The organism is Photobacterium nomapromontoriensis (genome assembly GCF_050336815.1).
In the GTDB taxonomy this organism is placed as follows: domain Bacteria; phylum Pseudomonadota; class Gammaproteobacteria; order Enterobacterales; family Vibrionaceae; genus Photobacterium; species Photobacterium nomapromontoriensis.
The window spans coordinates 73,859-98,408 of sequence record NZ_JAKJSL010000015.1 but is presented as its reverse complement, the minus strand read 5'-3'; the positions used below and the strand labels follow the sequence as shown (position 1 = coordinate 98,408).

Here is a 24,550-nt window from a genome sequence, read left to right as displayed (position 1 = left end):
CGGTTAATCGCGCTGGCTGGCCCATAGGTGAAGTAAGTCAGTCGCAATGGTTGCCGCTGCCAGCGCCGTCATGTCGGCATGATCGTAAGCGGGTGCAACTTCTACCACATCCATCCCAATCAGGTTAATGCCTTGCAGGCCGCGAATGATCTTTAGCGCCTTGTCCGATGTTATGCCGCCACAGACAGGGGTGCCTGTTCCTGGTGCGTAGGCCGGGTCGAGACAGTCAATATCAAACGTCAGGTATACCGGAAGATCACCGGCGGTCTGTTTAATTTGCTCAACAATTTGCTCAACAGACAAATCATTTGCTGTGCCTGCGTCCAGAACATTGAAACCCAGCGTGTTATCGTGATCGGTACGGATACCAATTTGGATGGAATGCTCAGGATCAATCAAGCCTTCCTTCGGTGCATGATAGAACATGGTACCGTGGTCGTATTGACTGCCCATGTCATAGGTATCGGTATGGGCATCAAAGTGGATCAATGCCATTTTGCCGTACTTTTTCGCATGAGCACGCAGCAGTGGCAGGGTCACAAAGTGATCGCCGCCAAATGTCAGCAGGGTTTTACCTTGTTCAATCAGGCTGGTGGCGTGCTGTTCTAATCGCTCGCACATCTGCCCTGCATCACCACTGTCAAAGACTAAATCACCGCAATCAGCCATTGTGATTTTATCGCTAAGGGCGAATGACCAAGGCCAGCGTTTACCTTCCCAAGCAAGGTTGGTTGATATCTGACGAATGGCGCCTGGGCCCATGCGGCTGCCTGAGCGGCCGGTGGTTGCCATATCGAAAGGCACGCCAGTGATGATCACATCGGCATTACTGGCCTGAGGGTTAAACTCTAATGGCTGGCGTAGGAAGCCGAAGGCATTGGCATACAGCGAGTAATCAGGATGCGTGGCAAGTGTTGCCATAGTTAACTCCAAAAACGTATTTAATGACAGCCTGCGGTATCTGCTCAGGCTGCCTAGTTGTGATCAGCGGCTGTTAGATATCTTCCAGATAAGTATAGCCATTTAATCCTTCAGCTAACTCTGCAAGGATTGCTTGATGTTGCTCTATTGGCAGGTGCTGCTTAACCATCATTTCATATTGGTGCAGGAACTGCTCAGAGTCGAGATGGACGTAACGAAGTACATCACCGACATTGTCGCCGGACTCGACACGCTCAATGTCATAACCACCTTCAGGCAAGCAGCGTACAATGGCAGTATCTGTATCACCGAACAGGTTATGCATATTACCGAGCACTTCCTGATAGGCTCCCACGAGGAAGAAACCCATGCGATAAGGTGCTTCATCTGTCCAGGCTGGCACGGCCAATGTACTTTCGATCCCTTGGCCTTCGACATATTGGTCGATCGCACCGTCTGAATCGCAGGTGATATCTAAGATCACGGCACGGCGCTCAGGGGCTTTATCCAGGTTGCTCAGTGGCAGTACCGGGAATACCTGATCAATACCCCATGCATCAGGCAGTGACTGGAACAGTGAAAAGTTGACAAAGAATTTATCAGCCAGTCGCTCATGCATTTCATCAAGCAACGGACGGTGGGCGCGGTTCTTGGTCGACAGTCGTTTCTCTAACTCATAGCATAAACGCAGGCTGATCTGCTCAGCCCAAGCGCGCTCGGTAAAGCTGATCATCCCCATTGCAAACTGGGTGTGCACTTCAGCCAGATCGCTTTGGTTATCGTGATAAATCTCAACCAATGAGCGGTGATCCGTCAATGCCTTTAGATCTTTCCAAGAATGCCACATGTTGTGCAGGATTTGCGGTGCAGATTCCTCGGGCGGGTAAACCGATTCTTGTTTATAACGTTCAACACCGACGACGTCTGTGATCAGCACGGCATGGTGAGCGGTCAGGTTGCGGCCTGATTCTGAGATGATCCGCGGCATGCGGATTTCATACTCTTTGCAGATGTCACCAATGGCATATACCACATTATTGGCATATTCACGCAGGCTGTAGTTCATTGAGCAGCTGCTTTGGCTACGGGTTCCCTCGTAATCGACGGCTAGGCCGCCACCGACATCAACCGTTGTGATCCCTGCACCTAACTTCGTCAGTTCCGCATAGACACGGCCAGCTTCGCTGACACCGTTGCGCACGTCACGGATATTGGCGATCTGTGAGCCAAGGTGGAAATGCAGAAGCTGTAAGCAGTCCAGCATGTCATGCTCACGCAACTTATCAATAACTGTGATGACCTGAGAGGCGGACAGACCAAATTTCGATTTTTCCCCCCCGCTGGCTTGCCACTTACCTTTGCCTTGTGATGAAAGACGGGCACGCAGCCCTAATCGTGGCCTTACACCCAGCGCGATAGCTTCTTGCATCACGGTTTGTAGCTCAGATAATTTTTCTAATACGATGAAAACTTCGTGGCCGAGTTTTTCACCGATCAGCGCTAAGCGAATATATTCGCGGTCTTTATACCCGTTACAGACGATAACAGAGCTGGCTTGCTGAGCCATCGCCAATACAGCCATCAGCTCAGGTTTACTGCCCGCTTCGAGTCCTAATTGGCGCTGTTGTTTTGCATATTGACTGGCGAGAATTTCACTGACTACCGCTTCTTGCTGATTAACCTTAATCGGATAAACTGCCAAGTAATCACCTTGATAACCATAATGCTCGATGGCCTGATTAAAGGTTGAACACAGGCTATCAACCCGGTGGTGAAGAATATCAGGGAAGCGAACCAATACTGGCAAAGATGCACCCTTAGCGATCAGATCATCAGCTAATTGCGATAGCGCAATAGCATTATCTGGTTTAAGGTTATCAGGTTTTACAACGACTTCACCTTGTTGGTTAATGTCAAAGTAGCCCTGTCCCCAGTAAGGGGTGTTGTAGACGTCACGTGCATCATTGATAGACCAATCACTCATGTATTTTCCTCGATCAGTGATTGGGTGCTGGCAGTGTAGTTTGGGTACTGCTGTGGCAAAGCCCAGCCGTTGTGACTGCAAGCACCAAGTTGATAATACTCATCAAGCGTGCGGAGAGGTGTCATTGGGTTTGAAGCGGTATTCGCTCCGCAGCTGTATAAAACGGGTTAGGCCAATGAAGTGGCTAACGAAGCCCTTATCGTCCGCCTTATCGACATCCTTTTTTTGCGCCGGGCAAAAGGAGTTAACGTCGTTAGCGTATTGTATTTGGGTTGGAAATTGGCTGCGGTGTCGCAATCGGTCACTAGGCTAAGTTGCACTAGTGCATCATGGAATGCGATAGGTTTCATTGTCAATCCTACACGGCCGTGCTGCAGACAGATTCCACGGCATGAAAGAAAGATGAGGTTCATGATTGAACCCGTCTACACCTCGGTGCGTTGATTGGTAACGGCTGCTGGGTGCTGTGCGATTAGACAACCGAATACCCTTTGAGGCAAATAAAATAATCTGCTCATTATGATAAGTGAATTTTATTAAACGAGGGGGAGAAACAAGACGGCGGTTGGAAGGGAATTTTGAAAAATAAAACCCGGCACTGGGCCGGGTTTTATTTGTATTCTGTAATCTTGATGTAAGATTAACGAGCGCGGAAGACGATGCGGCCTTTGGTTAGGTCGTATGGAGTCAATTCCACAGTTACCTTGTCACCAGTAAGAATACGGATGTAGTTTTTACGCATTTTACCAGAGATGTGAGCGGTAACAACGTGACCGTTTTCTAGCTCTACGCGGAACATTGTGTTAGGTAGTGTATCAAGTACAGTACCTTGCATTTCAATTACGTCTTCTTTTGCCATTGAATCCTCTTAGGCTACCAGCCATTCTTCTGATCGGGCTGGATAATGCCTTGAATCTGTCTAAGTGTAAAGATAAGGCCGCAATTTTACCCTTGCTGCGAGTTTTTGTCAGCTACTGTGGTGCATTAAAACGTATTTTATCTTATTTGCAATGGGTTCACGGTAGAAATTATTGCTATGTCGCGTTAAGAGTGTGGTTCCCAACCCTTGTTTTGCATTATTTGGTGAGGCTTAAAACGTATTTTATAGTTCATTGCTGGGCAATCGTTGATCTGATAACCGGGATAGAGCCAATGACGGCCTGTTTGCTGGCAGTGCTGGATTTGGTAAAGCACGCACAGTGTTCCGAGAGACAGCGTTGAGTCCGGGTCAAAGAAACTGTAAACCGCACTTAAGGCATCATTGAATACGTCTGTTACCGCGATAGCGATGAGCTTGTCTTGTTGGTATACATGTAGGAATAGGGTATCTATCCAGGGTGCGGTACAAAATTCAAAAAATTGCGCTTTGTTGGGCGGAAACATTGAACCGCTTGCATGCCGCTGGCGAATATAACGTTCGTATAACACAAACCAATCGTTATCCAGTTCCGCTTTGAACTCCCAGCGAAGAGCGGCCATCTGATTGAGTTGGCGCTTTTGGCTTTTAGAGGGAGAAAATGCCAGACAATCAATCCGCAGTGGTGTACAAGCGGTGCAACTTGGACACATGGGCTTGTAGACAGCGCTGCCACTACGCCGATACCCAGCCGCCAGTAAGGCACCGTAGCCGATGGGTGTCAGCCAATGGTGATCCATCACTACACCAAGCTGCTCGGTGCTATCTGGTAAGTAGTTGCATTTGGATTCAGGTGTCAGCCCAATGCGCAGGGATAATTTGTTAAAACTGGTCATGATAGTGAGAGGGTTAGCTCCTGTGGTTGGTAGCACTCAGTTTTTAGTATGGCATCTCTTTGCTGTTGGAGACACTGAGTAAATAATTCTCGCTCGATTTCCACCGCACCCAGAGATGCCAGATGGTCATTCATAACCTGGCAGTCAATCAATTGGCCGCCATGGTGGGCAAAGTGATCGCAGAAAAACCAAAACGCAATTTTTGAAGCGTTATCCGCTAGTGAAAACATGGATTCCCCACAGAATACTCCGCCAACCGAGATGCCATACAGCCCGCCAATCAGTGTTTTATGATCCCAGACTTCAACCGAATGGCAGTAACCAAGGCGATGCAGATGTTGGTATGCCTGTATCATATCGCAGGTGATCCAAGTGCCTTCGTTAGCCCGGGTTTCAGCACAGAGACGGATCACATCATGACAAGCATGATTCAATGTCACTTGGTAACCTGATTTGCGATAGAATTTGCGAAGGCTTTTGCTGGGTCGAAATTGCATGGGCAGGACGATAGCGCGCGGAGCTGGACTCCACCAGAGTAGAGGCTCATTGTCAGAAAACCACGGGAAAATGCCTTGTCGATAGGCACAGAGTAGGCGTTCAGGGCGCAGATCACCGCCAAAAGCCAGTAAGCCATTAGGTTCTGCCAGTGCGGAGTCTGGTGTTGGAAATTCGATGTTGACCGGATCAAGTTCTGGAAGATAAATTGCCATAAGTATAATAAATGTAGCTTAAATTAAGCGCAGTAGAATGCGATATACACATGTCGAAAGAGGGATTATATGATGAGAAAGTGGCTAATGTTATGGCTAATTTTACCTTTAGCTGTTTCTGCTGCGCCTTACAATCGCAATCAAGCCCGTACCGTTAATCAAGTGGTGTTCGGACATGTTGATAGTGTTCATTATATTAGTCAGCAGGAAGTCACTGCATCACGGCGTAATGGCTGGGAAACCTTGTTAGGCGGCGTCATTGGCGGCTTGATTGGTCATCAATTTGGTGACGGTACCGGGCGGGAGGTCGCGACGGTTATCGGGGCTGTTGCGGGAGCTGGCATTGCCCATGAACGACAACCTACGCAAACAATTACTCACTATCGGTTGGTGGAAATCTTGATCAAGGCGGAAGATGGGCGTTTGATCGATGTGATACAGGATGTTGACCCGAATATGGTTTTCCAACGGGGTGACGATGTTCGAATATTGTATTTTGATCAGGGTGTGCGGGTCGACAGGACCTACCCTTAACTAAAGAAAAAACAGCAAAAAAAGGCGCTCCAGAGCGCCTCTTTTGGATCCTCGCGGATTCATTTTATTCTACGGTCAGGATACGCATGTTATTGGTTGAACCAACGGTATCCATGACATCGCCTTGGGTAATGATCACAAGATCACCCGTCGCCAATAAGCCATTCTCTTTAAGTACAATCAGCGCATGTTTGGCCGCTTCAAGGCCAGCATCACTGTCACGGTCAAAAAATACCGGTGTTACGCCACGGTACAGAGCCGCACGGTTTAAGGTACTTTCATTGCGGGACATAGCAAAGACAGGCAAACCAGAAGAGATACGTGACATCATCATTGGTGTGCGGCCAGATTCGGTCATTGCTACCATCGCTTTAACGCCTTCCATATGGTTAGCTGCGTACATAGTCGACATCGCGATGGTTTCTTCCGGCGTAGCAAATGTGCGAGCCAAACGGTGATTAGACACGTTAATGCTTGGTTCTTTCTCTGCACCGATACAAACGTTCGACATCGCTGTGACTGTTTCTACAGGGTAGTCACCCGCAGCGGTTTCAGCAGAGAGCATTACCGCATCAGTACCATCAAGTACGGCGTTGGCAACGTCCATGACTTCAGCACGTGTTGGCATTGGGCTGGTGATCATGGTTTCCATCATCTGGGTAGCCGTGATGACGGTACGGTTCAGGCTGCGAGCACGACGGATCAATTTCTTTTGAACACCAACAAGTTCAGGGTCGCCAATTTCTACGCCCAGGTCACCACGCGCAACCATTACAACATCGGATGCCATGATAATATCGTCCATGGCTTCAGTCGTCGCAACGGCTTCAGCGCGCTCTACTTTAGCAACCAGCTTCGCATCAAGGCCCGCTTCTTTGGCTAAACGACGTGCATATTGCATGTCTGCGCCGTTACGAGGGAAAGAAACGGCTAGGTAATCAACACCCATTTTAGCAGCAGTAATGATGTCAGCTTTATCTTTGTCTGTCAGTGCTTCTGCAGACAGACCGCCACCTTTTTTGTTAATGCCTTTGTTGTTTGACAACGGGCCACCAACAGTGACAACGGTATGCACTTTATTGCCTTCAACGGCCGTCACTTGCAGTTGTACGCGACCATCATCAAGCAGCAGGATGTCACCAGTTTCGACATCTTTTGGTAGCTCTTTATAGTCAAGGCCAACAGATTGCTGGTTACCTTCACCTTTAGGCAGATCGCTATCTAGGGTAAATTTTTCACCGATAGCGAGCTGAATTTTATTGTCCTTAAAGGTAGATACACGGATTTTCGGACCTTGCAAGTCACCAAGAATAGCAACGTGTTTTCCAAGTTTAGCAGCAATGTCACGTACCATTTTAGTGCGGAGGATGTGGTCTTCTGGACTACCGTGGGAGAAATTCATGCGAACAACGTTGGCACCCGCAGCAATAATTTTTTCTAAGTTATTATCACGATCAGTCGCAGGACCTAGGGTGGTTACGATTTTAGTACGTCTCAGCCTTTCAGACATTGGAAACTCCATTTGTATCATTGTTTGCTAATGAAAACGATTGCATGATGCAGTCAATTTCATTGATGTGAGTGAAATATTACTACAAGAGCGTGCCAGAAGAAGCTGTTTTTCATCAACAAAATGTAAGAAAAAAACGAATTTACCTCATAACGATAAATAAATCTTTACAAGTTTATAAAGAAATTTAATTGAGCTGAATAATCCGCTGGTTTTGACTACGACTGCTGTTGGCAGGGGGTATCATAAATTGTAGTTGAAGACGAGGTGTATGCCGATCGGGTGGAATAGTAAAAGCACGGTAAGGGCCGTGCTTTATACTGCTGGGGAATTACATTAGCCCTTCTTTGCTAAAGCGAGAATCTTTCAATGATTCTTTAACCCGCTTAAGGTTTTCGCGAAAACCAGCGCCGCGGCGAAGGGTAAAACCGGTTGCTAATACATCAATAACTGTCATCTGTACGACACGGCTTGCCATTGGCATGTAAATATCGGTGTCTTCAGGTACGTCGAGACAGATAGAGAGTGAGCACTCACGGTCAAGCGGAGAATCTTTTGCTGTGATCCCGATAACTGTTGCACCATTTTCACGCGCCATGCGAGCCACTTCGACTAAGCTTTTGGTGCGGCCTGTATGGGAAATCATGACAACGACGTCGCCGTCGGTGCAATTGATCACACTCATGCGTTGCATCACAATGTCATCAAAGCAGACAATAGGGATGTTAAATCGGAAGAACTTGTTTTGTGCATCATGAGCAACAGAAGCAGAAGCACCAAGTCCAAAGAAAGAAATTTTCTTCGCTTGAGTTAACAGGTCAACGGCACGATTGACCTGCATGGGATCAAGACTGTTTTTAGCAACATCCAGACAGGCCATGGTTGATTCAAAGATCTTCGAAGTATAGGCATCAGGGCCGTCATCTTCTTCTACATTGCGGTTTACATAAGGTGTACCGTTAGCAAGGCTTTGGGCAAGATGTAATTTAAAGTCGGGAAAGCCTTTGGTGTCAAGACGACGACAGAATCGGTTAACTGTCGGCTCACTGACATCAGCCATTTTAGCTAACGTTGCAATGCTCGAGTGGATAGCTGTTTGAGGTGACGCTAAAATAACCTCTGCCACTTTCCGCTCTGATTTGCTGAAGTTATCGAGGTTTTTTTGAATTTTCTCTAGGGTATTCATGGCGGTTACCGCTCGTTACTGAATTTCATTATTGACTGTCTTGATTTCATTCAGTCATTTTGATGAAACTATACTACTTTTCTCCGATCTGCTCCTAGCAAATCGGTGAATATTACTTTTTCTTTTTATTATAGTTTGATAAAGATCGAGTTTTTTCTTACAGAACTGAAATGTTTTTTGAGAAAAATGATCGTAATGAGAGCAATATTGCCTTTTTCTGTTGTTTATTTTCATTTGTAAGGAATTAATTTACAGGGTGAAATAATAGCAATGTGGAAATTAAGCGTTTTTATGCATATATATGGTGCGTAATAGTGAGGGGAAAGAATGGCTATTAGTATGAAAGTCAGTATCTGTGGTTGTGGTTGGCTTGGTAAACCATTAGCGGTTCACTTAGCTCAACAAGGGATGGCGGTGTGGGGTAGTCGGCAAGACCCCTTGTCGGCCAATTTACTATTTGCAGACGGGATCGAAGGGGTTGCGTTATCGCTACCTACCGATCTCACCGCAGGGCCATTGGGTTCGCGGTTGATGCAGTTCTTTGATACGGACGTATTGGTTATTAATGTGCCACCGGGTCGCAAGGAAGATGCGGATAGCACATTGATAAATAATGTCATGCTACTGGCCCGCAGAGCTCGCCAGAATGGATGTCGCCGACTTATCTTCATTAGTACTACGGCGGTATACGGTAACGTGACAGGGACAGTGACGGAGATGACAACCCCAATGCCAAATACCGCATCAGGAAAGGCACATTATCAGCTAGAGCAGCAATTACAAGCGGAGTGGGGGGATGATGCGGTGATATTAAGACTCGCAGGACTGATTGGCCCAGGGCGCAATCCGGTCAAGTTTCTCAGTGGCCGGGAAGGAATTGCAAATGGGTTAGATCGGGTCAATTTAATTCATCAATACGATTGTATCGCCGCCGTGAGTCGTATTATTGCATGCTGGCCTGGTGGGGCGGTTTTACATTTATCAGCACCAGAGCACCCTACACGTGAGAAATATTATTGCCATATGGCGAATCTGCTTGAACTGCCTGCTCCGCATTTTGCTTCTTCGGGAGATCGTAATGCAAAAGTGGTCGATGCGACATATACCTGCCAGTTGCTATCTTTGACATTACGCTATCCATTGTTGATGCCATTGATCCCCGAACTATAGCCATAAAAAAAATCCCGCAAAGCATTCTGCGGGATAAAAACAATACAAATTTGGAGTTTAGCAGCAGTGGCATTGCAATTTAAAGGAGCGGAACATGTTATGCGTTGGCGCTCTTTTAATGTGAATGACATTAATTATGACTCCCCCTTTTTGGTAAAGTTCATCTCAACATGCACTTTTAACTAATAATTTGATCATTTATCGGTAAATGCTTAAGTTGATGGACATTATAATTTCGCTAGAACATGCATAAAGAGACAATAGGGTATACAGATTACGCAATGCGGAGAATATAAACGGCCCTGTGCAGAGCCGTCTAAAAGGACAAGTTGAAATATACTTGTTACCTGAATATGGACTCGATTAATAAACAGGTGTTTCTAGTGTAAATACTTCTTCAACAACGACTTCGTCATCATGAATGATTGAAAATGTCCATTTCCCAGGGACAACCTCCCAATCTTCAGAGAGGTAATAGCCAAAGAAGATATTGCCAGCGGTAACGGCCTGATTATAAGTAAATGACTCAATAACTTTACCTGTTTTAGGATCTGTCATTTTAGGGAATGTCACCTTATGGATCACCTCGGTGTCTTCTCCGGTGACATCGTAACTAATACCAAAACGTGAGCCTTTGATTGCAGGTATCACATTGGTATTTTCAAGAAACGAAATCTCTGAAATGACGGCAAGCTTATCTGCAGGTAGACCTGCTAATTCAACCGCGCTATCAGTATTGGCAACATATGGACCTTTTTCGACAAGGGTCATTTGAGTTTTGGGTGTCATTGAGCAACCCGCTAAGGCTGCAACGATACAAAGCATATAGATTTTTGAAAATTTCATTTAATCCCTTTCTCTTAACGGAAGCATAACGACGTTACATATGAAATTACTTTATTTGTCATGCTGATACAGCATTGCGGTGAGTGATGCTTGATCACCATTCAAATAATAAATTGGCGTGTAAGGTGGGTAAAGATAAAAAATTGAATCATGTTATGTCTCATCCCCTACATTGTATATCTACGTGTCATATCACGTTCTATCGGTTTATTTTTGTGGTTTGAGATAATATTAATGTGATGTTTAACGTGGGGTTGGGTGTTATTTTCAATGCAGGATAATACCGGTATGGGGGGATGTGTGCTGAGGGTATACAGCAGGCAAAAAAAACCCACTGAATAATCAGTGGGCAAAGCTCTATTTACACAATAAGGAGTTTAGTAGCAGTGGCATTGCTAGATTAAAGATGTAGAAGGCGTGTTGGCGGCCAGCTAACAAGGAAAAAACTTTAATCTTAATGTCACTATATATGACCAAGAGAAAATAAGATGGTTCAAAAAAGAAGTAAAAAAATTAATATTTATTGTAACTCATTGATTAAGGGATGGATTTAATATTCCAAATAAGGGGGGGCTTGAACATGACTTTTAGATGTCATTTTTCCAGCAATTGCTCTGTGTGCAATCTACAGGGCATGGCTCGCGTACTGCGTTCGTTGAGCAGCGTTACTGTCAGTTTGGAATTTTTAGTTTTATCGTCGTCCAAATGAAAGAAAACCCATCTCTATGAGGGGATGGGCTTCGAAGAATATCTTCTAAGAAAAAGCAGTGGCACTACTTATGACCAGCATTTTTATCTTTGGTTCCCACTTTTTTCTCATTTTCTCAGAATTTTTATATTTCCGCATTTTCGATGTTGTTGCATGAGATAACATCAAGGCAGAAGTTGCGGTCAAATAACGATCAGTATCACACATTCTGGCAGGGATACACCATAAATCAGTGACTTAAAAGGTTGCTTATATTTTCCTCTTGTTAAATATGTAACTTAATTGTAAATTTAAACATGTGTTTAATACGGATGACTTAATATGGCTGAAAAGGGAGAAACCAAGGCACGTATTCTCGATGCTGCTGAGCTGTTGTTTGCCGAGCATGGTTTTAAAGATACCTCGCTAAGGACTATAACCAGTAAAGCGGGAGTCAATCTGGCTTCGGTAAATTATCACTATGGTGACAAGAAAACCTTAGTTCGCGCGGTATTGAGCCGTTATCTGGAGGCGTTTATGCCAGCCCTGCAGTCTGAACTTGAAGTGCTGTTAACCCGTGATGATTTTTCAATGGAAGATGTCTTCTTATGTATTAAAGCACCGTTGCTGGCCTTGAATGAATATCGACCTCATGGTGCGAAAAATTTCATGTCTTTGATTGGGCGAGGTTATACCGATGTTCAGGGGCATTTACGATGGTTTATTTTTACGCGGTACGACGCAGTACTGACGTTATTCACGACCGCAGTGTGCCGGGCCAATCCGTCATTGGATCCGGAAACATTATTTTGGCGGCTGCATTTTACATTGGGGACGTCAGTATTCACGATGGCCTCTTCAACAGCATTATGTGAAATAGCAGAGAATGACTTCTCTCGCAAAATTACAACTCAAGACCTAATTGAACGATTAGTGCCCTATTTGGCCGCTGGTGTTGCTGCACCGATAGAGCCATCGTTCTTACTGGCACAGCAAGGCTAAACAGGAACACGGCAGATGTAATACAGCAATTAAACCAATAATGAGAATTAGAACCCAAAGGACCTGAAATATGAATACGTTAATAAATTTAAGAAAACGCTATCTCAGTGATCCAGCCTTTAAGATGTTCAAGAAAGTGTTACCGCCACTTTCTGATACTGAACGTGAGGCCATGGAGGCCGGTAGCGTCTGGTGGGACGGTGAGCTGTTTAGTGGTTCTCCGAACTGGAATACGTTATTAACTTACCCTCAACCCCAATTGAATGCGGAAGAGCAAGCATTCATTGATACCAAGCTTGAAACCTTGCTTGGTATGTTGGATGACTACCAGATCGTTCAGGAAGATAAGGACCTTTCGCCGGAGGTGTGGGAATATTTGCGTCGAGAAAAATTTTTCTCTCTGATTATTGGTAAGGAATATGGTGGCCTGGATTTCTCGGCACATGCTAATTCTACCATTGTAACTCGCATTGCAACCAAGAGCCTGAGTGCCGCGGTGTCCGTGATGGTGCCTAACTCCCTGGGGCCTGGCGAGTTGCTGACACATTATGGCACTCAAGCGCAAAAAGATTATTGGTTACCACGCTTGGCACATGGCGATGATGTGCCATGTTTTGCGCTTACCGGGCCAGAAGCGGGATCTGATGCGGGTGGGATCCCGGATATGGGCGTTGTCTGCTATGACGAATACCAAGGAGAGCAGGTCTTGGGTATCCGATTGAGCTGGAATAAGCGCTACATTACGCTGGCACCGGTAGCGACGGTACTTGGTCTGGCATTTAAGTTGCGTGATCCCGACGGTCTGATCGGTGAAACACGAGATCTAGGGATCACTTGTGCATTGATTCCGTCGGATCATCCCGGGGTCGAAATTGGTGAGCGGCATGACCCATTGAACTTGGCATTTATGAACGGACCCACCCGAGGCCATGATGTCTTTATTCCTATGGATTGGGTGATCGGCGGCCAAGATTATGTCGGAAGAGGTTGGCGGATGCTGGTTGAGTGCCTCTCTGCAGGACGGGGAATTTCTCTGCCTGCACTAGGTACGGCCGTAGGGCATTTAACTGCACGGACGACAGGGGCTTATGCTTATGTACGGAAGCAGTTCGGGATGTCGATAGGTAATTTTGAAGGAGTCGCACAGGCAATGGGCCGGATCGGTGGGTACACCTATATGCTCGAAGCCGCCAGAACATTGACAACCACGTCGCTCGATATGGATGAAACCCCAGGCATTGTTACCGCTATTGCTAAATACCACATGACTGAAATGGCCCGTACCATTCTTAATGATGCAATGGATATTCATGCAGGACGTGCAATCCAGCTTGGTCCAATGAATTATCTTGGCCATCACTATTTTGGTATTCCGGTGGCGATTACGGTTGAAGGGGCGAATATCCTGACCCGTAATTTGATGATCTTTGGCCAAGGGGCAACCCGTTGTCATCCGTATGTATTGGATGAAATGGAATCGGCAGCCAATCCTGATACCGAGCAGGGGGCGAAAGAGTTTGACAAGCTGCTGGCTAAGCACATTAGTTTTGCCGTCGGTAACGTGGCTAAATCATTACTGAATGCATTCAGTGGTTCGATATTTAACCGGTCACCTGTCAGTGGTGAGACTGCAACGTACTACAAACAACTGTCACGCATGAGTAGAGCACTGGCTGTGGCATCTGATTTTGCCATGCTTAGCTTGGGTGGTGAACTTAAACGCCGGGAGCTGGTATCGGCACGATTAGGGGATGTACTGAGTCATCTTTACCTAGCATCTGCCGTACTGAAACGCTACGAGGATGAGGGGCGTCAGCAGCAAGATCTGCCGTTAGTCCACTATGCTGTACAGCACTGTTTGCATAAGTGTGGGGTTGCTTTTGATGAAGTGATGGACAATTTCCCACGTAAAGGTATTGGTCGTGTATTGCGTACATTACTGTTCCCGCTGGGGATCCATTATGCAGCGCCTAAAGACTCGCTAACGGTTAAAATCGCCGAGCTGTTAATGACACCAGGAGCGCATCGTGATCGGTTGACTCACCTTTGTTATGTAGGTGATAAACAAGATGATCCGGTGGGGATTATTGAGCGTGCTTTTGTTGCCATGTACGAGGTCAAAGATCTTGAGCGTAAATTGACTCAGGCAGTCAAGGCGGGTGAGATCCCGCGCAAAGTTCCATTAACAGAAAAATTACAATTAGCACTGAGTGCGGGGATCGTCACAGAAGCCGACGTTGATAAAATGCACAATGCTGAGCAACTAAGGCAGAAGGCGATCCAAGTGGATCACTTCGCTGCAGCTCACTTTAAAAAAGGCGGCTTACAACCGGGAAAGGCGGCCTAGGATGAAAATCCGGTGAACAATAAACCTGGTGTTTCCCATGTGCCACGCAATTGCGTGGCACTTTTTTTCAGCAGATCGGCGCCAGACACCTCCAACCACTGCCATATTTAGCGCTTTCGCTCATAAATTTAATGCGAATTTGTCATTTACCTTTTATCCTACTGTCAATTGTGTAAGGGAAGTTGAAAATGATCATCAAACCTAAAATTCGTGGATTTATTTGTACGACGACTCACCCAGTGGGTTGTGAAGAGAACGTCAAAGAGCAGATTGCTTATACTAAGGCACAGGGCCCTATTGCCAATGCACCAAAGCGCGTGCTGGTGGTTGGTTCATCAAGTGGCTATGGCCTGTCTTCTCGTATCACGGCTGCTTTTGGTGGCGGTGCCGCAACCATTGGTGTGTTTTTTGAGAAGCCAGGTACAGAAAAGAAACCGGGTACGGCTGGTTGGTATAACTCTGCGGCGTTCGATAAGTTAGCCAAAGCTGAAGGTTTGTATTCAAAAAGCTTGAATGGTGATGCTTTTTCTCACGAAGCAAAACAAAAAGTGATTGATCTGATCAAACAAGATTTGGGTCAGATTGACATGGTTGTTTATTCACTGGCGTCACCAGTGCGTAAGTTGCCAGAGACCGGGGAAGTGATTCGTTCAACCCTTAAGCCGATGGGTGAAACCTATACTGCAACGGCGGTTGATACCAACAAAGATGTGTTGATTGAAGCGAGCATTGAACCTGCCACAGAGCAAGAAGTTCAAGATACCGTGACCGTAATGGGTGGTCAGGACTGGGAGCTTTGGATCAATGCGCTAGCAGATGCTGGCGTTTTGGCTGACGGTTGTAAGACTGTTGCTTATAGCTATATTGGTACAGAAATTACATGGCCAATCTACTGGCATGGCGCGCTGGGTAAAGCCAAAATGGATTTAGACCGTGCAGCCAATGAGCTAAACGCAAAGCTATCAGCAACCGGTGGTTCTGCGAACGTTGCGGTTTTGAAGAGTGTCGTGACTCAGGCAAGCTCTGCAATTCCAGTTATGCCTTTGTACATCGCGATGGTGTTCAAGAAAATGCGTGAAGAAGGCGTACATGAAGGCTGTATCGAGCAGATCCAGCGCATGTTTGCTCAGTGTCTGTATAAAACAGATGGCAGCGTGGCTGAAGTCGACAGTGAAAATCGCCTACGTCTTGATGACTGGGAGTTGCGTGAAGATATTCAGAAGCATTGTCGTGATCTTTGGTCGACAGTGACTAACGAAAATCTGTTCGACGTGGCTGACTATCAGCAGTATAAAGATGAGTTCCTGAAGCTATTTGGCTTCGGTATTGACTCTGTTGACTATGATGCAGATGTTAACCCTGTGGTTGAATTTGATGTTGAAAACATCTGATTTTGCATTACAGCATGATTAAAAACAAAAACGAGAGCCAATGGCTCTCGTTTTTTATTGCCCTTTTAAATCAATTTTTGCTCATTCTCGTATAACTCTCTGGCCACTTATTTGTTCAGTTTAATGATCAGTATTTAGGCAGTTCAATCACAAACGCAGCCCCTTCAATTGCCGCATCTTCGACGTGTATCGTACCGTTATAGCTCAATACAATTTCGTGGCAAACTGATAAACCAATTCCTTGCCCAGGATTGAGCTGATCCGCCCTGACGCCCCGTTGAAAAATCGCGTCACGCATGGGTTCAGCAACGCCCGGCCCATCGTCTTCGATACGGATAATAAAACGATCATCCGTTTCATTAACATGTATTTGCACTTCGCTGATACAGAAACGGTAGGCATTTTCTAGCAAATTGCCCAGCAACTCCATTAAGTCATTGCGGTTGATCGGCAGGGTGAGGCCATCATCCAGAAAGTAACTTAATTTTGCATTTTTATCTGCATACACCTTACTAAGAAGACGAGCAAAGCTCTCAATCACAGGTTGAATTTCAGTTTTGTCTTTCTGTAGCCCTTGCTGGCCCATCATAGCGCGCTTGAGCTGATATTGGACGAGCTCATCCATCTGGCTGATTTGCTCCATGACTCGCTGATTTAAGTCGAGGCGTGGGATCTCGCTATCATCCAGCAAGGCGTTGGTGGCGGCTAATCGGGTTTTCAAACTATGGGCCAGATCGTCCATTGCATGGCGATAACGGCCTTTTTGAGCATTGCTAATTTCAATCAGGCGGTTGAGTGCGAGCGTGATATCTTGCAACTCCATTGGGAAGTTATCATCGAGTTTATCTCGTTTCGCCTCCGTCATTTGATCGAGCTGTGCCGCCAGTTTACGCAGTGGCTGGAAGCTCCAGTGGAATGCGGCGATCAGGAAAGCGATCGCAATTAAGACGAATAACCCGAGGTAGAAAGTGGTTCGTTTATGTAATTGTTTAAGCGATGCAATGTAGCCGTCGCCAGAGTGGAGTACGACGAGCTGATAGACATTCCCACCTTCGCGTTCGCGGTTCATGTTATAGGCAATATAGCTTTCGCCTGCGAGGGTATTAATCAGTGTTGGTACTGGAATACTGTCAGGTAATTCTTTGCAGATCCCACCCAGATTGGCTGATTTTGCCTCGTCAGACAACCAGATAGTATGATCCATTTGATTACAGACCACCGACATATAATCGGTATTTGTTGAGTCAACAGAATCAAGCCATTTATCAACATCTTTGATCAGCCCGGCGCGGTTGAGCTGGGCAACCACGATGGGCATCTGCGCAACCAGATCAGAGGCATAAGCGGCCATGTAACTCTGGCTATAAAGCTGGTTGATCACACCCGCCAGCGCCGAGGTGATCAGCACAATGATCGCGACGGAGGTGACGAGTACCCGGCGTCTTAGCCGGGGTTGAATGATCCCTTTCATTATTGCGCTTGCAGTTCGAAAATATACCCTTGGCCACGGATGGTGGAGATCGGGTTCTCTTGGCCATTACTGGTCAATTTTTTGCGCAGGCGACTGATCATGACTTCAATCGTGTTCGGATCGCCTTCCTGATCTTCATACAATACATCCAGTAGGCGCTGCTTGGAGACCACTTGACGGCTGTGGCGCATCAAATATTCAAGTAAATCATATTCAAATGCAGTCAGTTCAATCAAGTTTTCATGAATAAAGACTTGCTTGGCAAGCAAGTCGACACGGATATCACCGGCGGTCATTTCAGGTTTTACGAACCCTGCACTGCGACGAACCAATGCACTCAGGCGGGCAACCATTTCTTCTTTCTGGAACGGTTTAACCAGGTAGTCGTCAGCCCCGGCTTCCAGACCTGTGACCTTGTCCTGCCAGTTTGAACGAGCGGTCAGAATAAGGATCGGTAAGCGCAATCCTTTATCACGCATGTCTTTGATCAGGCTGATGCCGTCACGATCTGGCAGGCCAATATCAACAATGGCAACGTCGTTGGGATAATCCTGCGCAAAGAACAGCCCTTCTTCTGCTGTGCCAGCACACTGTACTTGGTGCCCCATGTCACTGAGCTGAGATTTCAGATGGTGACTAAGGATCGGATCATCTTCAACAATAAGGATACGCATAGTTTGATTACCAATGTTGTTATATTGCGACTCAATATACTGAATAGTTGTGAGAGTGGCGAATAATTCGTGGGGATTTGTAGACCCACGCAGATTGAGGCTGGATGGGGCTATCTTATTGATTTTAACTTTCTATAGCTTAGTCGAGAGGGACTGAATCTGGGCTGACTCAGTCACTATTCCACGCAAAAAAATGCCCCTTGATAGTGTTATCAAAGGGCAGTTATTTTTATCTCTAGCAGTGGTGCTAGTTTAGGATCACAAATAGCGTACCGGCAATGGTGAGCAGGACGTTCGCTATGGCGTAGGTACCGGCATAGCCGAGCGCTGGGATGGTGCTGCGAGCGTGCTCGTTAATCATATCCATTGCAGGGGCACAGGTACGGGCGCCGATAATGGCTCCAAACAATAGCGCACGGTTCATGTTAAGCACGTAAGCACCAAACAGGTAAGCCAGTACGACAGGGATCACGCTGACCATCAGGCTGACAACAAAAACGGTCAGGCCTACTTGTGCCAGAGAGTCAAACAGGTTTGAGCCCGCACTCAGGCCTATCCCGACCATAAATACCATCAGGCCGAGATCTTTAGTCATATTGAGCGCACCCTGTGGCACATAACCAAATGTTGGGTGGTTGGCTCGTAAGAAACCTAACGTGATTCCCGCTACCAACAGGCCAGCCGCGCTCCCCAGACCAAAGGAGATGTGGCCAAATGTCATGGTGACGCTACCGACCAATAAACCCAAAATGAAGAAGCAGCAAAAGGCAAGCAGATCGGCGATCTGACTGTGTACAGAGATGAAACCAATGCGCTCGGCAAGGCCATGTACACGGCTTTTTTCACCACTGACCTGAAGGATATCACCTTTGCTGAGCATGATATTGTGGTCCATCGGCATTTCAATCTGTGCTCGCACAACGCGGTTTAAGAAACAGCCGTATTCTGACAGGTTCAACTCAGACAGACGCTTTCCCGCAATATTGTCATTTTTAACCACAATCTCTTCTTCAATGATGCGCAAGTCGAGTAAATCACGGTCAAATACTTCCTTGCCGTTGCGGAAGCTAGGATCCAGTCGTGCATGGCTGTCAGGATAGCCTACCAGCGCAATTTCATCCCCTTCTTGCAAGATGGCATCACCGTCGGGGTTGGCCAAAATACCGTTACGACGAATACGCTCAATGTAGCAGCCTGTTTGACGATAGATACCCAATTCACGCAGGTTGCGCCCATCAATCCAGTTGATCAGCTCCGGGCCAACACGATAGGCTCGAATAATCGGCAGATAGACTTTACGTTGTGCGCTTTCACCAATCCCGCGTTCACGGGCGATTTGCTGGGAAGATTCCGCCAGATTCTGCTTTTGTAGCATCGGCATCAGTCGGGCAAGCATGATCACGCTGACTAGACCAATAAGGTATGACATTGCATAGCCTACGCTCAAACTATCAACCAGTTGTTGAATAGTGGTGGGGTCTGAAATATCAGTAAGACCACTTAGTAAGGCATCTTTTGCCCCTACTAAAACGGGGGTGGCGGTCAATGAACCGGCCATTAAACCTGTCGCGAGGCCAAGCCCTATCCCGAGATATTTACTCATGATGACAGTAATGGTAACTGCTGAAAGTACCACCACAAGCGCAAGGATGAGGTAATGCTTACCATCACGGAAAAATATTCCGAAAAAATTAGGGCCTGCCTCAATACCGACACAGAAAATAAACAGCATAAAGCCGATATTTAATGCTTCGGCATCAAAGGTAAAACCCGCATTACCAAACAAGAGAGCGGTGATAAGCACACCGATGGAGTTACCCAACTGCATATTGGCGACGCGGATTTTTCCGGCCGTTAAACCAACAGCAAGGACAACAAAGAGCAACAGAATATCATTCTGATGAAGGAGGTCGGCGACATCGATATTCACAACATTTTTTCCGGGGAGAGGTGACAGCAATAAAGTGGCTGCGATTCTAGCTGATTTCGTCAGCAGAACCTACTGGAAATAGAGAGTTTTAGGGCAAAAATATCTATTCGGTTATGATGCTTTTTCTAATGACAGGCATGAAAAAAGGCTGATGCTTCAGCCTTTTTAGTAATCTGTTATTGCTTATAGCAATTATTGGAAAAGCCCAAGGTTTTCTTTGGCGTAGGCTTCGAAGTCAGTGCAGCCGCCAATATGCTCTTGATCAACGAAGATTTGTGGCACGGTTTCCACTGGTTTGCCAACGGTCTTTTCAAGGTCGGCTTTGCTGATGCCTTCTGCGTGGATATCAACATAACGGTAGTTAAAATCGTCACGTTCTTCTTTTAGTTTTTCTGCTAGATCTTTAGCTCGTACACAGAATGGGCAGCCAGGGCGACCGAAAATAACGACAAACATGATTTCTCTCCTTAAAGTTGATGCCGTTACTATAACGTGACTCGTAACGATGAGAAAGAGGGTTTTATCGCTTGATGCAATAGAAAAAATCGATTGGACTGAAATAATTACGCTGCGTTAAATCAAAATAGGAAGTGTGATTATGAACGGATTCTGAGTGATGGCTAAAGTCTCACTGGATAAATATTGTTCAGAATCAAAAACAGGAATCGTTAACAAGGCAAACTCGTTAATAATTGTTTTTAATAATGTTGTCCAATGGAGTGCCTATGTTTCAGTTTATGACCTCGTCACGAATAATATTCGGTGAAGGGGCGCTATCCAATTCGTTGTCGTCTCTCAATCAGTTTGGTTATAGCGTATTACTGGTTTCTGGGCGAGATAGTCAGCGGGCTGAGCCGCTGATCAGCTATTTTAAGCAGCAAGGGATGCGTTATCAGCATGTTGCTGTCCATGGTGAGCCGGTCATTGCGATGATTGAGGAAATGGCAGCAATGGGGCGTAAGTTTCGTCCGGATATGGTACTGGCCATTGGCGGAGGAAGTGTGCTTGATGCAGGAAAGGCGCTAGCCGCTTTGATCCCGAATCAGGGCAGTGTCTATGACTATATCGAGATTGTTGGCCGCAATGTACCGTTGCAGGCCAAACCTATTCCGTTTATTGCGGTACCGACAACGGCGGGTACAGGATCTGAAGTGAGTAAGAATGCGGTACTCCGATCAGCTCAGGAGAATGTCAAAGTCAGTTTGAGAAGCCCGGATATGCTACCTGATTTAGCCATTATTGATCCGACGCTGACTTATGGCATGGATCCTGTGATGTCAGGTTGCTGTGGGATGGATGCCTTTACTCACTTGATGGAATCGTATGTCTGTGGTGAGCCTAATCCGTTAACGGATATGGTCTGTGAAGAAGGATTACGCCGGTTGTCCGGGGCAATTATTGCCGCTTGCGAAGATGATGATCCGCGCGCGCGATCAGATATGTCATTTGCGGCCTTATTAGGGGGGATGGCACTTGCTAACGCAAAACTCGGGGCTGCGCATGGTTTGGCGTCGTCACTGGGTGGCCGGCTTGATGCTCCGCACGGGTTGATAACGGCCCAGCTAGCGCCCTATGTCATGCAAGAAAATGTACTGGCAGCGCGTGAAGCGGGTCGAGCTGATGTGTTAAACCGCTATCGTCAGTTGGCTTGTATTTTAACGGGTCGAATGAATGCAGAGATCATCGATGGCATCCTCTGGACAAAACGAACCTTAAGTCGGCTTAATTTACCCGCGGTCACGGAATACGGATTGTGCAATGTTATCTTTGATGAAGTTGCCGAAGATGCCATGCTATCGAATGCAATTAAAGGCAACCCTTTACCACTTAATAAAGGTCGTCTGCTTAGTATTCTTAGTCAGATGTGTGAACATTGTGATAGCAGTGATTTACAGGCATTCGAGCAGTATAGTGAGCAAAGCTAACTAGGCATAATGAATGGGGTAAGCGTATTTCGATGTTGTCGAAAAGTCTTATACCTAAGCTACCTTGGGTATAACGTCATAAAATGCTGTGCCAGTGAGGTTAGACACTCACTATGAACTTTTTATGGCACGATGAGTCATATACAATGTGGAAGTTATCACAAAAAAATACCAAGCTGTGTAGTGCGTTATTTGACTCGGTAGACTAATCGGAATACGTGTATGAAATATTATGGGAGAGCTGCTGGACTCTGCGTCCTAGTAGTTTTGCTCAGTGGGTGTGGAAGCACCCCGAATAGCCAGAGTGACACAGTCAGTGAAGTAACAACTGAAAACGTGTTGCAGGCCACCCAGAAGACCCATCGCCTCTGGAGAGAGAAGCTCATTCATGCAGAGGCATTGCGAATTTATTCTCCTGATAAATTCATCTTGATGATGGAGAGTTGGCTACGAGCTGACAGCTTATATAAAGAAATTCAAGCCTCTCCGGAAACGGTTAATCAGAGCTATTCTCTGTTTACATCCGGTACATATCTGGATCGCTTTCATGCGGAAATGGTTATTGTTGAAAATAATTATAAAGAGTTGGAATACTTAAAGCGGGTTGCTGATGAAGCACTGGCGCCGGCAATCACTCAAATGGAATATCTGCAGTCAATCAATGCGAATGACCATTACCGTAGTGAATTTGTACGGTTAACCCGGTTTTATACCAAGTTGTTCGGGCTGGTTGCTCAAGGTGATGTCAGCGATGCGAAAGAAGAGCAAGAGGAGTTTCTTTCGCGCGCCCACAGTCTTGAGGTGCGTGTGATTAAGCGTATTTATATTACGCCACAAGAAGAGGCATTGAGCCAATTACGGCGTAATGATGTACGGTATTATGCGCCGCTTAGTTATGCCAAAGTTGAAGCTGAGATCAGTGCCGCAAAAGATTTGATCGATAAGTCCCCCCGGGCGTTTGAGAGCATTAATAAATTCGTTGCAGTGATCAAATTTGAGCTCGCTCATGCCGAGCATATTGCGAAAGGGGTGCAGTATCTGCGTGATCGGAGCCGTGATGAGTACGAAGCATACCTACTGGCATTAGAAGCAAAGATGTTAAATATATCACTGGCATTAAATGATAGCGATTTACGTAATATTCCACTTGAGGATCAGGCACTGCAGATCCGTACTGATGCAGTGAAAATTCGACAAGATTATGATATTGCGACGGCATTGCGTAAAACCGATACGTCAGCGAAACAGCTTGAGGCACTGCATGCATTGATTCGTCAGCAAAATGACAGAATAGCGCTATTGCAATCGCAGCTTTCATCGGTAGTCACGGCCACGAACACAGAGAAGAATAAGCAATTGCCCGCAGAGAGCCTGACCCATCAGGACGTTGATTCGAAAGCGGTATCAGTGAAGGTTAGTGAGCACAAGGATGACGGTCAAACCACCCCGTAGATAAATTTGGCTAATGGCACACTTTTCACGTTAAAGAACAAAAAAAGCAGCTTTCTAGCTGCTTTTTTTGTTGTATTAGAGGCAGTCACACTCTTTTTTGTATTTTATGCTCAAATAAGTGAGGTTGTGACAAGTTGTTGAATTGTTGCTTATATGGAATGGTTTTATCTTGTTGATTTATTGGTGATTATTTTTCTTTGTCGACGTTTATCAAATGCCGCTCGTTATACTTGGTAACACTTGCTTGTGATTTTTGTCGGTAAAGAACTTTACAGTATAGTGAGAAACGACATCTTTTTTTGAGTTTGGCTAAGTTTCATGCTGTTTTTGGCTTGATTTGGCCCTCATCGTCCATTAGAATTCGCCGCGCATTCGTAATGCACCCAATTTTTAATATTTATCATTTTTTTTGAAAGACTCCTGTAGGGGAACTCAATGTCAACGAAACTAGCTAACCCAGCACCACTAGGTCTTATGGGTTTTGGTATGACTACCATCCTTTTAAACATCCACAATGCGGGTTTTTTCCCTATTGATTCGATGATCCTAGCGATGGGTATTTTTTATGGTGGCCTAAGCCAGGTTCTCGTAGGCATGATGTGTTTCAAGCGTGGTGATACGTTTGGTACTACAGCATTTACGTCTTACGGCCTATTCTGGTTGTCATTGGTAGGTATTCTAGTTATGCCTTACATGGGTCTACCTGCTAGCCCTGCTGGCTTCATGGGTTGGTACTTGCTGCTTTGGGGCATTTTCACTGGCTTCATGTTCATCGGTTCTCTATGCTACCCACGTGCGAAGCAGTTCGTATTCGGTTCATTAACTGTATTGTTCTTCCTACTTGCAGCACGTGATTTCACTGGCAGCGCGCTAATCGGCACTATCGCTGGTTTCGAAGGCATTATCTGTGGTGCAAGTGCTATCTACTTTGCAATGGCACAGGTTCTGAACAATGAGTATGGCCGTACTATCCTGCCTGTTGGTGAGCTAAAAAAAGATAAAGTACTAAAAGCTGCTGCTTAATAGCGCTTATTCTGTATTTAAGAAACCCGCCATT

At 46.0% G+C, this 24,550-nt stretch carries 20 protein-coding genes; 8 read left to right on the top strand and 12 right to left on the bottom strand.

Going from position 1 to position 24,550, the window contains the following annotated elements:
* Positions 1 to 3: 3 nt before the first annotated feature.
* The 5 genes from speB to aat all read right to left on the bottom strand — a co-directional run bounded on the left by speB (position 4) and on the right by aat (position 5,367).
* Complete coding sequence (gene speB, locus L4D12_RS01110) at positions 4 to 921, bottom strand: agmatinase (protein ID WP_428445968.1); 918 nt, start codon at positions 919 to 921, stop codon at positions 4 to 6.
* Between the two features lie 73 nt (positions 922 to 994).
* The gene (speA, locus tag L4D12_RS01105; RefSeq protein WP_428445967.1) at positions 995 to 2,905 is read right to left on the bottom strand and encodes a biosynthetic arginine decarboxylase; all 1,911 of its coding nucleotides are present in this window, start codon (positions 2,903 to 2,905) and stop codon (positions 995 to 997) included.
* Between the two features lie 640 nt (positions 2,906 to 3,545).
* Positions 3,546 to 3,764 (bottom strand): translation initiation factor IF-1, encoded by a 219-nt coding sequence (gene infA, locus L4D12_RS01100; protein ID WP_005298441.1) that lies wholly within the window; start codon positions 3,762 to 3,764, stop codon positions 3,546 to 3,548.
* A gap of 185 nt (positions 3,765 to 3,949) precedes the next feature.
* Complete coding sequence (locus L4D12_RS01095) at positions 3,950 to 4,657, bottom strand: arginyltransferase (protein ID WP_428445966.1); 708 nt, start codon at positions 4,655 to 4,657, stop codon at positions 3,950 to 3,952.
* Positions 4,654 to 5,367 carry a leucyl/phenylalanyl-tRNA--protein transferase gene (aat, locus tag L4D12_RS01090; RefSeq protein ID WP_428445965.1) on the bottom strand — a complete coding sequence of 238 codons (714 nt, stop codon included), beginning with the start codon at positions 5,365 to 5,367 and terminating at the stop codon, positions 4,654 to 4,656. The genes L4D12_RS01095 and aat overlap by 4 nt, the downstream gene beginning before the upstream one ends.
* 72 nt (positions 5,368 to 5,439) lie before the next feature.
* On the opposite strand from aat, the gene L4D12_RS01085 reads away from it, so the two are divergent.
* A complete protein-coding gene (locus tag L4D12_RS01085; RefSeq protein ID WP_428446129.1) occupies positions 5,440 to 5,901 on the top strand; it encodes an outer membrane lipoprotein in 462 nt (153 codons plus the stop codon).
* A 64-nt stretch (positions 5,902 to 5,965) separates the two neighbouring features.
* On the opposite strand, the gene pyk is transcribed toward L4D12_RS01085, so the two are convergent.
* Both pyk and L4D12_RS01075 read right to left on the bottom strand, forming a co-directional pair.
* Positions 5,966 to 7,411 carry a pyruvate kinase gene (gene pyk, locus L4D12_RS01080; protein WP_428445964.1) on the bottom strand — a complete coding sequence of 482 codons (1,446 nt, stop codon included), beginning with the start codon at positions 7,409 to 7,411 and terminating at the stop codon, positions 5,966 to 5,968.
* A 331-nt stretch (positions 7,412 to 7,742) separates the two neighbouring features.
* On the bottom strand, positions 7,743 to 8,597 hold the full coding sequence (locus L4D12_RS01075; protein ID WP_428445963.1) for a MurR/RpiR family transcriptional regulator: 855 nt from the start codon (positions 8,595 to 8,597) through the stop codon (positions 7,743 to 7,745).
* A gap of 327 nt (positions 8,598 to 8,924) precedes the next feature.
* Between L4D12_RS01075 and L4D12_RS01070 the strand changes: the two genes are divergently transcribed.
* The gene (locus L4D12_RS01070; RefSeq protein ID WP_428445962.1) at positions 8,925 to 9,767 is read left to right on the top strand and encodes an NAD-dependent epimerase/dehydratase family protein; all 843 of its coding nucleotides are present in this window, start codon (positions 8,925 to 8,927) and stop codon (positions 9,765 to 9,767) included.
* Positions 9,768 to 10,130: 363 nt separating this feature from the next.
* Here L4D12_RS01070 and L4D12_RS01065 read toward each other — a convergent pair whose 3' ends face one another.
* Positions 10,131 to 10,613 (bottom strand): DUF3859 domain-containing protein, encoded by a 483-nt coding sequence (locus tag L4D12_RS01065; RefSeq protein ID WP_428445961.1) that lies wholly within the window; start codon positions 10,611 to 10,613, stop codon positions 10,131 to 10,133.
* Positions 10,614 to 11,643: 1,030 nt separating this feature from the next.
* Here L4D12_RS01065 and psrA point away from each other — a divergent pair.
* From psrA to fabV, 3 genes are all read left to right on the top strand, one after another.
* Positions 11,644 to 12,303, top strand: coding sequence for a TetR family transcriptional repressor PsrA (psrA, locus tag L4D12_RS01060; RefSeq protein WP_428445960.1), 660 nt, complete (start codon positions 11,644 to 11,646; stop codon positions 12,301 to 12,303).
* Between the two features lie 70 nt (positions 12,304 to 12,373).
* A complete protein-coding gene (locus L4D12_RS01055) occupies positions 12,374 to 14,650 on the top strand; it encodes an acyl-CoA dehydrogenase (protein ID WP_428445959.1) in 2,277 nt (758 codons plus the stop codon).
* A gap of 188 nt (positions 14,651 to 14,838) precedes the next feature.
* Positions 14,839 to 16,041, top strand: a complete 1,203-nt coding sequence (gene fabV / locus L4D12_RS01050; protein WP_428445958.1) for an enoyl-ACP reductase FabV — start codon at positions 14,839 to 14,841, stop codon at positions 16,039 to 16,041.
* Between the two features lie 127 nt (positions 16,042 to 16,168).
* Here the strand turns inward: fabV and L4D12_RS01045 are convergent, their stop codons facing one another.
* From L4D12_RS01045 to L4D12_RS01030, 4 genes are all read right to left on the bottom strand, one after another.
* On the bottom strand, positions 16,169 to 17,512 hold the full coding sequence (locus tag L4D12_RS01045) for an ATP-binding protein (RefSeq protein WP_428445957.1): 1,344 nt from the start codon (positions 17,510 to 17,512) through the stop codon (positions 16,169 to 16,171).
* Positions 17,512 to 18,186, bottom strand: a complete 675-nt coding sequence (locus L4D12_RS01040; RefSeq protein WP_428445956.1) for a response regulator — start codon at positions 18,184 to 18,186, stop codon at positions 17,512 to 17,514. The genes L4D12_RS01045 and L4D12_RS01040 overlap by 1 nt, the downstream gene beginning before the upstream one ends.
* A 247-nt stretch (positions 18,187 to 18,433) precedes the next feature.
* Complete coding sequence (locus L4D12_RS01035; protein ID WP_428445955.1) at positions 18,434 to 20,116, bottom strand: aspartate:alanine antiporter; 1,683 nt, start codon at positions 20,114 to 20,116, stop codon at positions 18,434 to 18,436.
* Positions 20,117 to 20,308: 192 nt separating this feature from the next.
* Positions 20,309 to 20,572, bottom strand: a complete 264-nt coding sequence (locus L4D12_RS01030; RefSeq protein WP_428445954.1) for a GrxA family glutaredoxin — start codon at positions 20,570 to 20,572, stop codon at positions 20,309 to 20,311.
* 269 nt (positions 20,573 to 20,841) lie between these two features.
* Here L4D12_RS01030 and L4D12_RS01025 point away from each other — a divergent pair, with 269 nt between their 5' ends.
* The 3 genes from L4D12_RS01025 (at position 20,842) to L4D12_RS01015 (ending at position 24,516) form a co-directional block, all read left to right on the top strand.
* Positions 20,842 to 22,041 carry an iron-containing alcohol dehydrogenase gene (locus tag L4D12_RS01025; protein WP_428445953.1) on the top strand — a complete coding sequence of 400 codons (1,200 nt, stop codon included), beginning with the start codon at positions 20,842 to 20,844 and terminating at the stop codon, positions 22,039 to 22,041.
* 222 nt (positions 22,042 to 22,263) lie between these two features.
* On the top strand, positions 22,264 to 23,493 hold the full coding sequence (locus tag L4D12_RS01020) for a hypothetical protein (RefSeq protein ID WP_428445952.1): 1,230 nt from the start codon (positions 22,264 to 22,266) through the stop codon (positions 23,491 to 23,493).
* Positions 23,494 to 23,928: 435 nt separating this feature from the next.
* Entirely contained in the window at positions 23,929 to 24,516 is a 588-nt protein-coding gene (locus L4D12_RS01015) for an acetate uptake transporter (RefSeq protein ID WP_428445951.1), read from the top strand.
* The last annotated feature ends 34 nt before the right edge of the window (positions 24,517 to 24,550 follow it).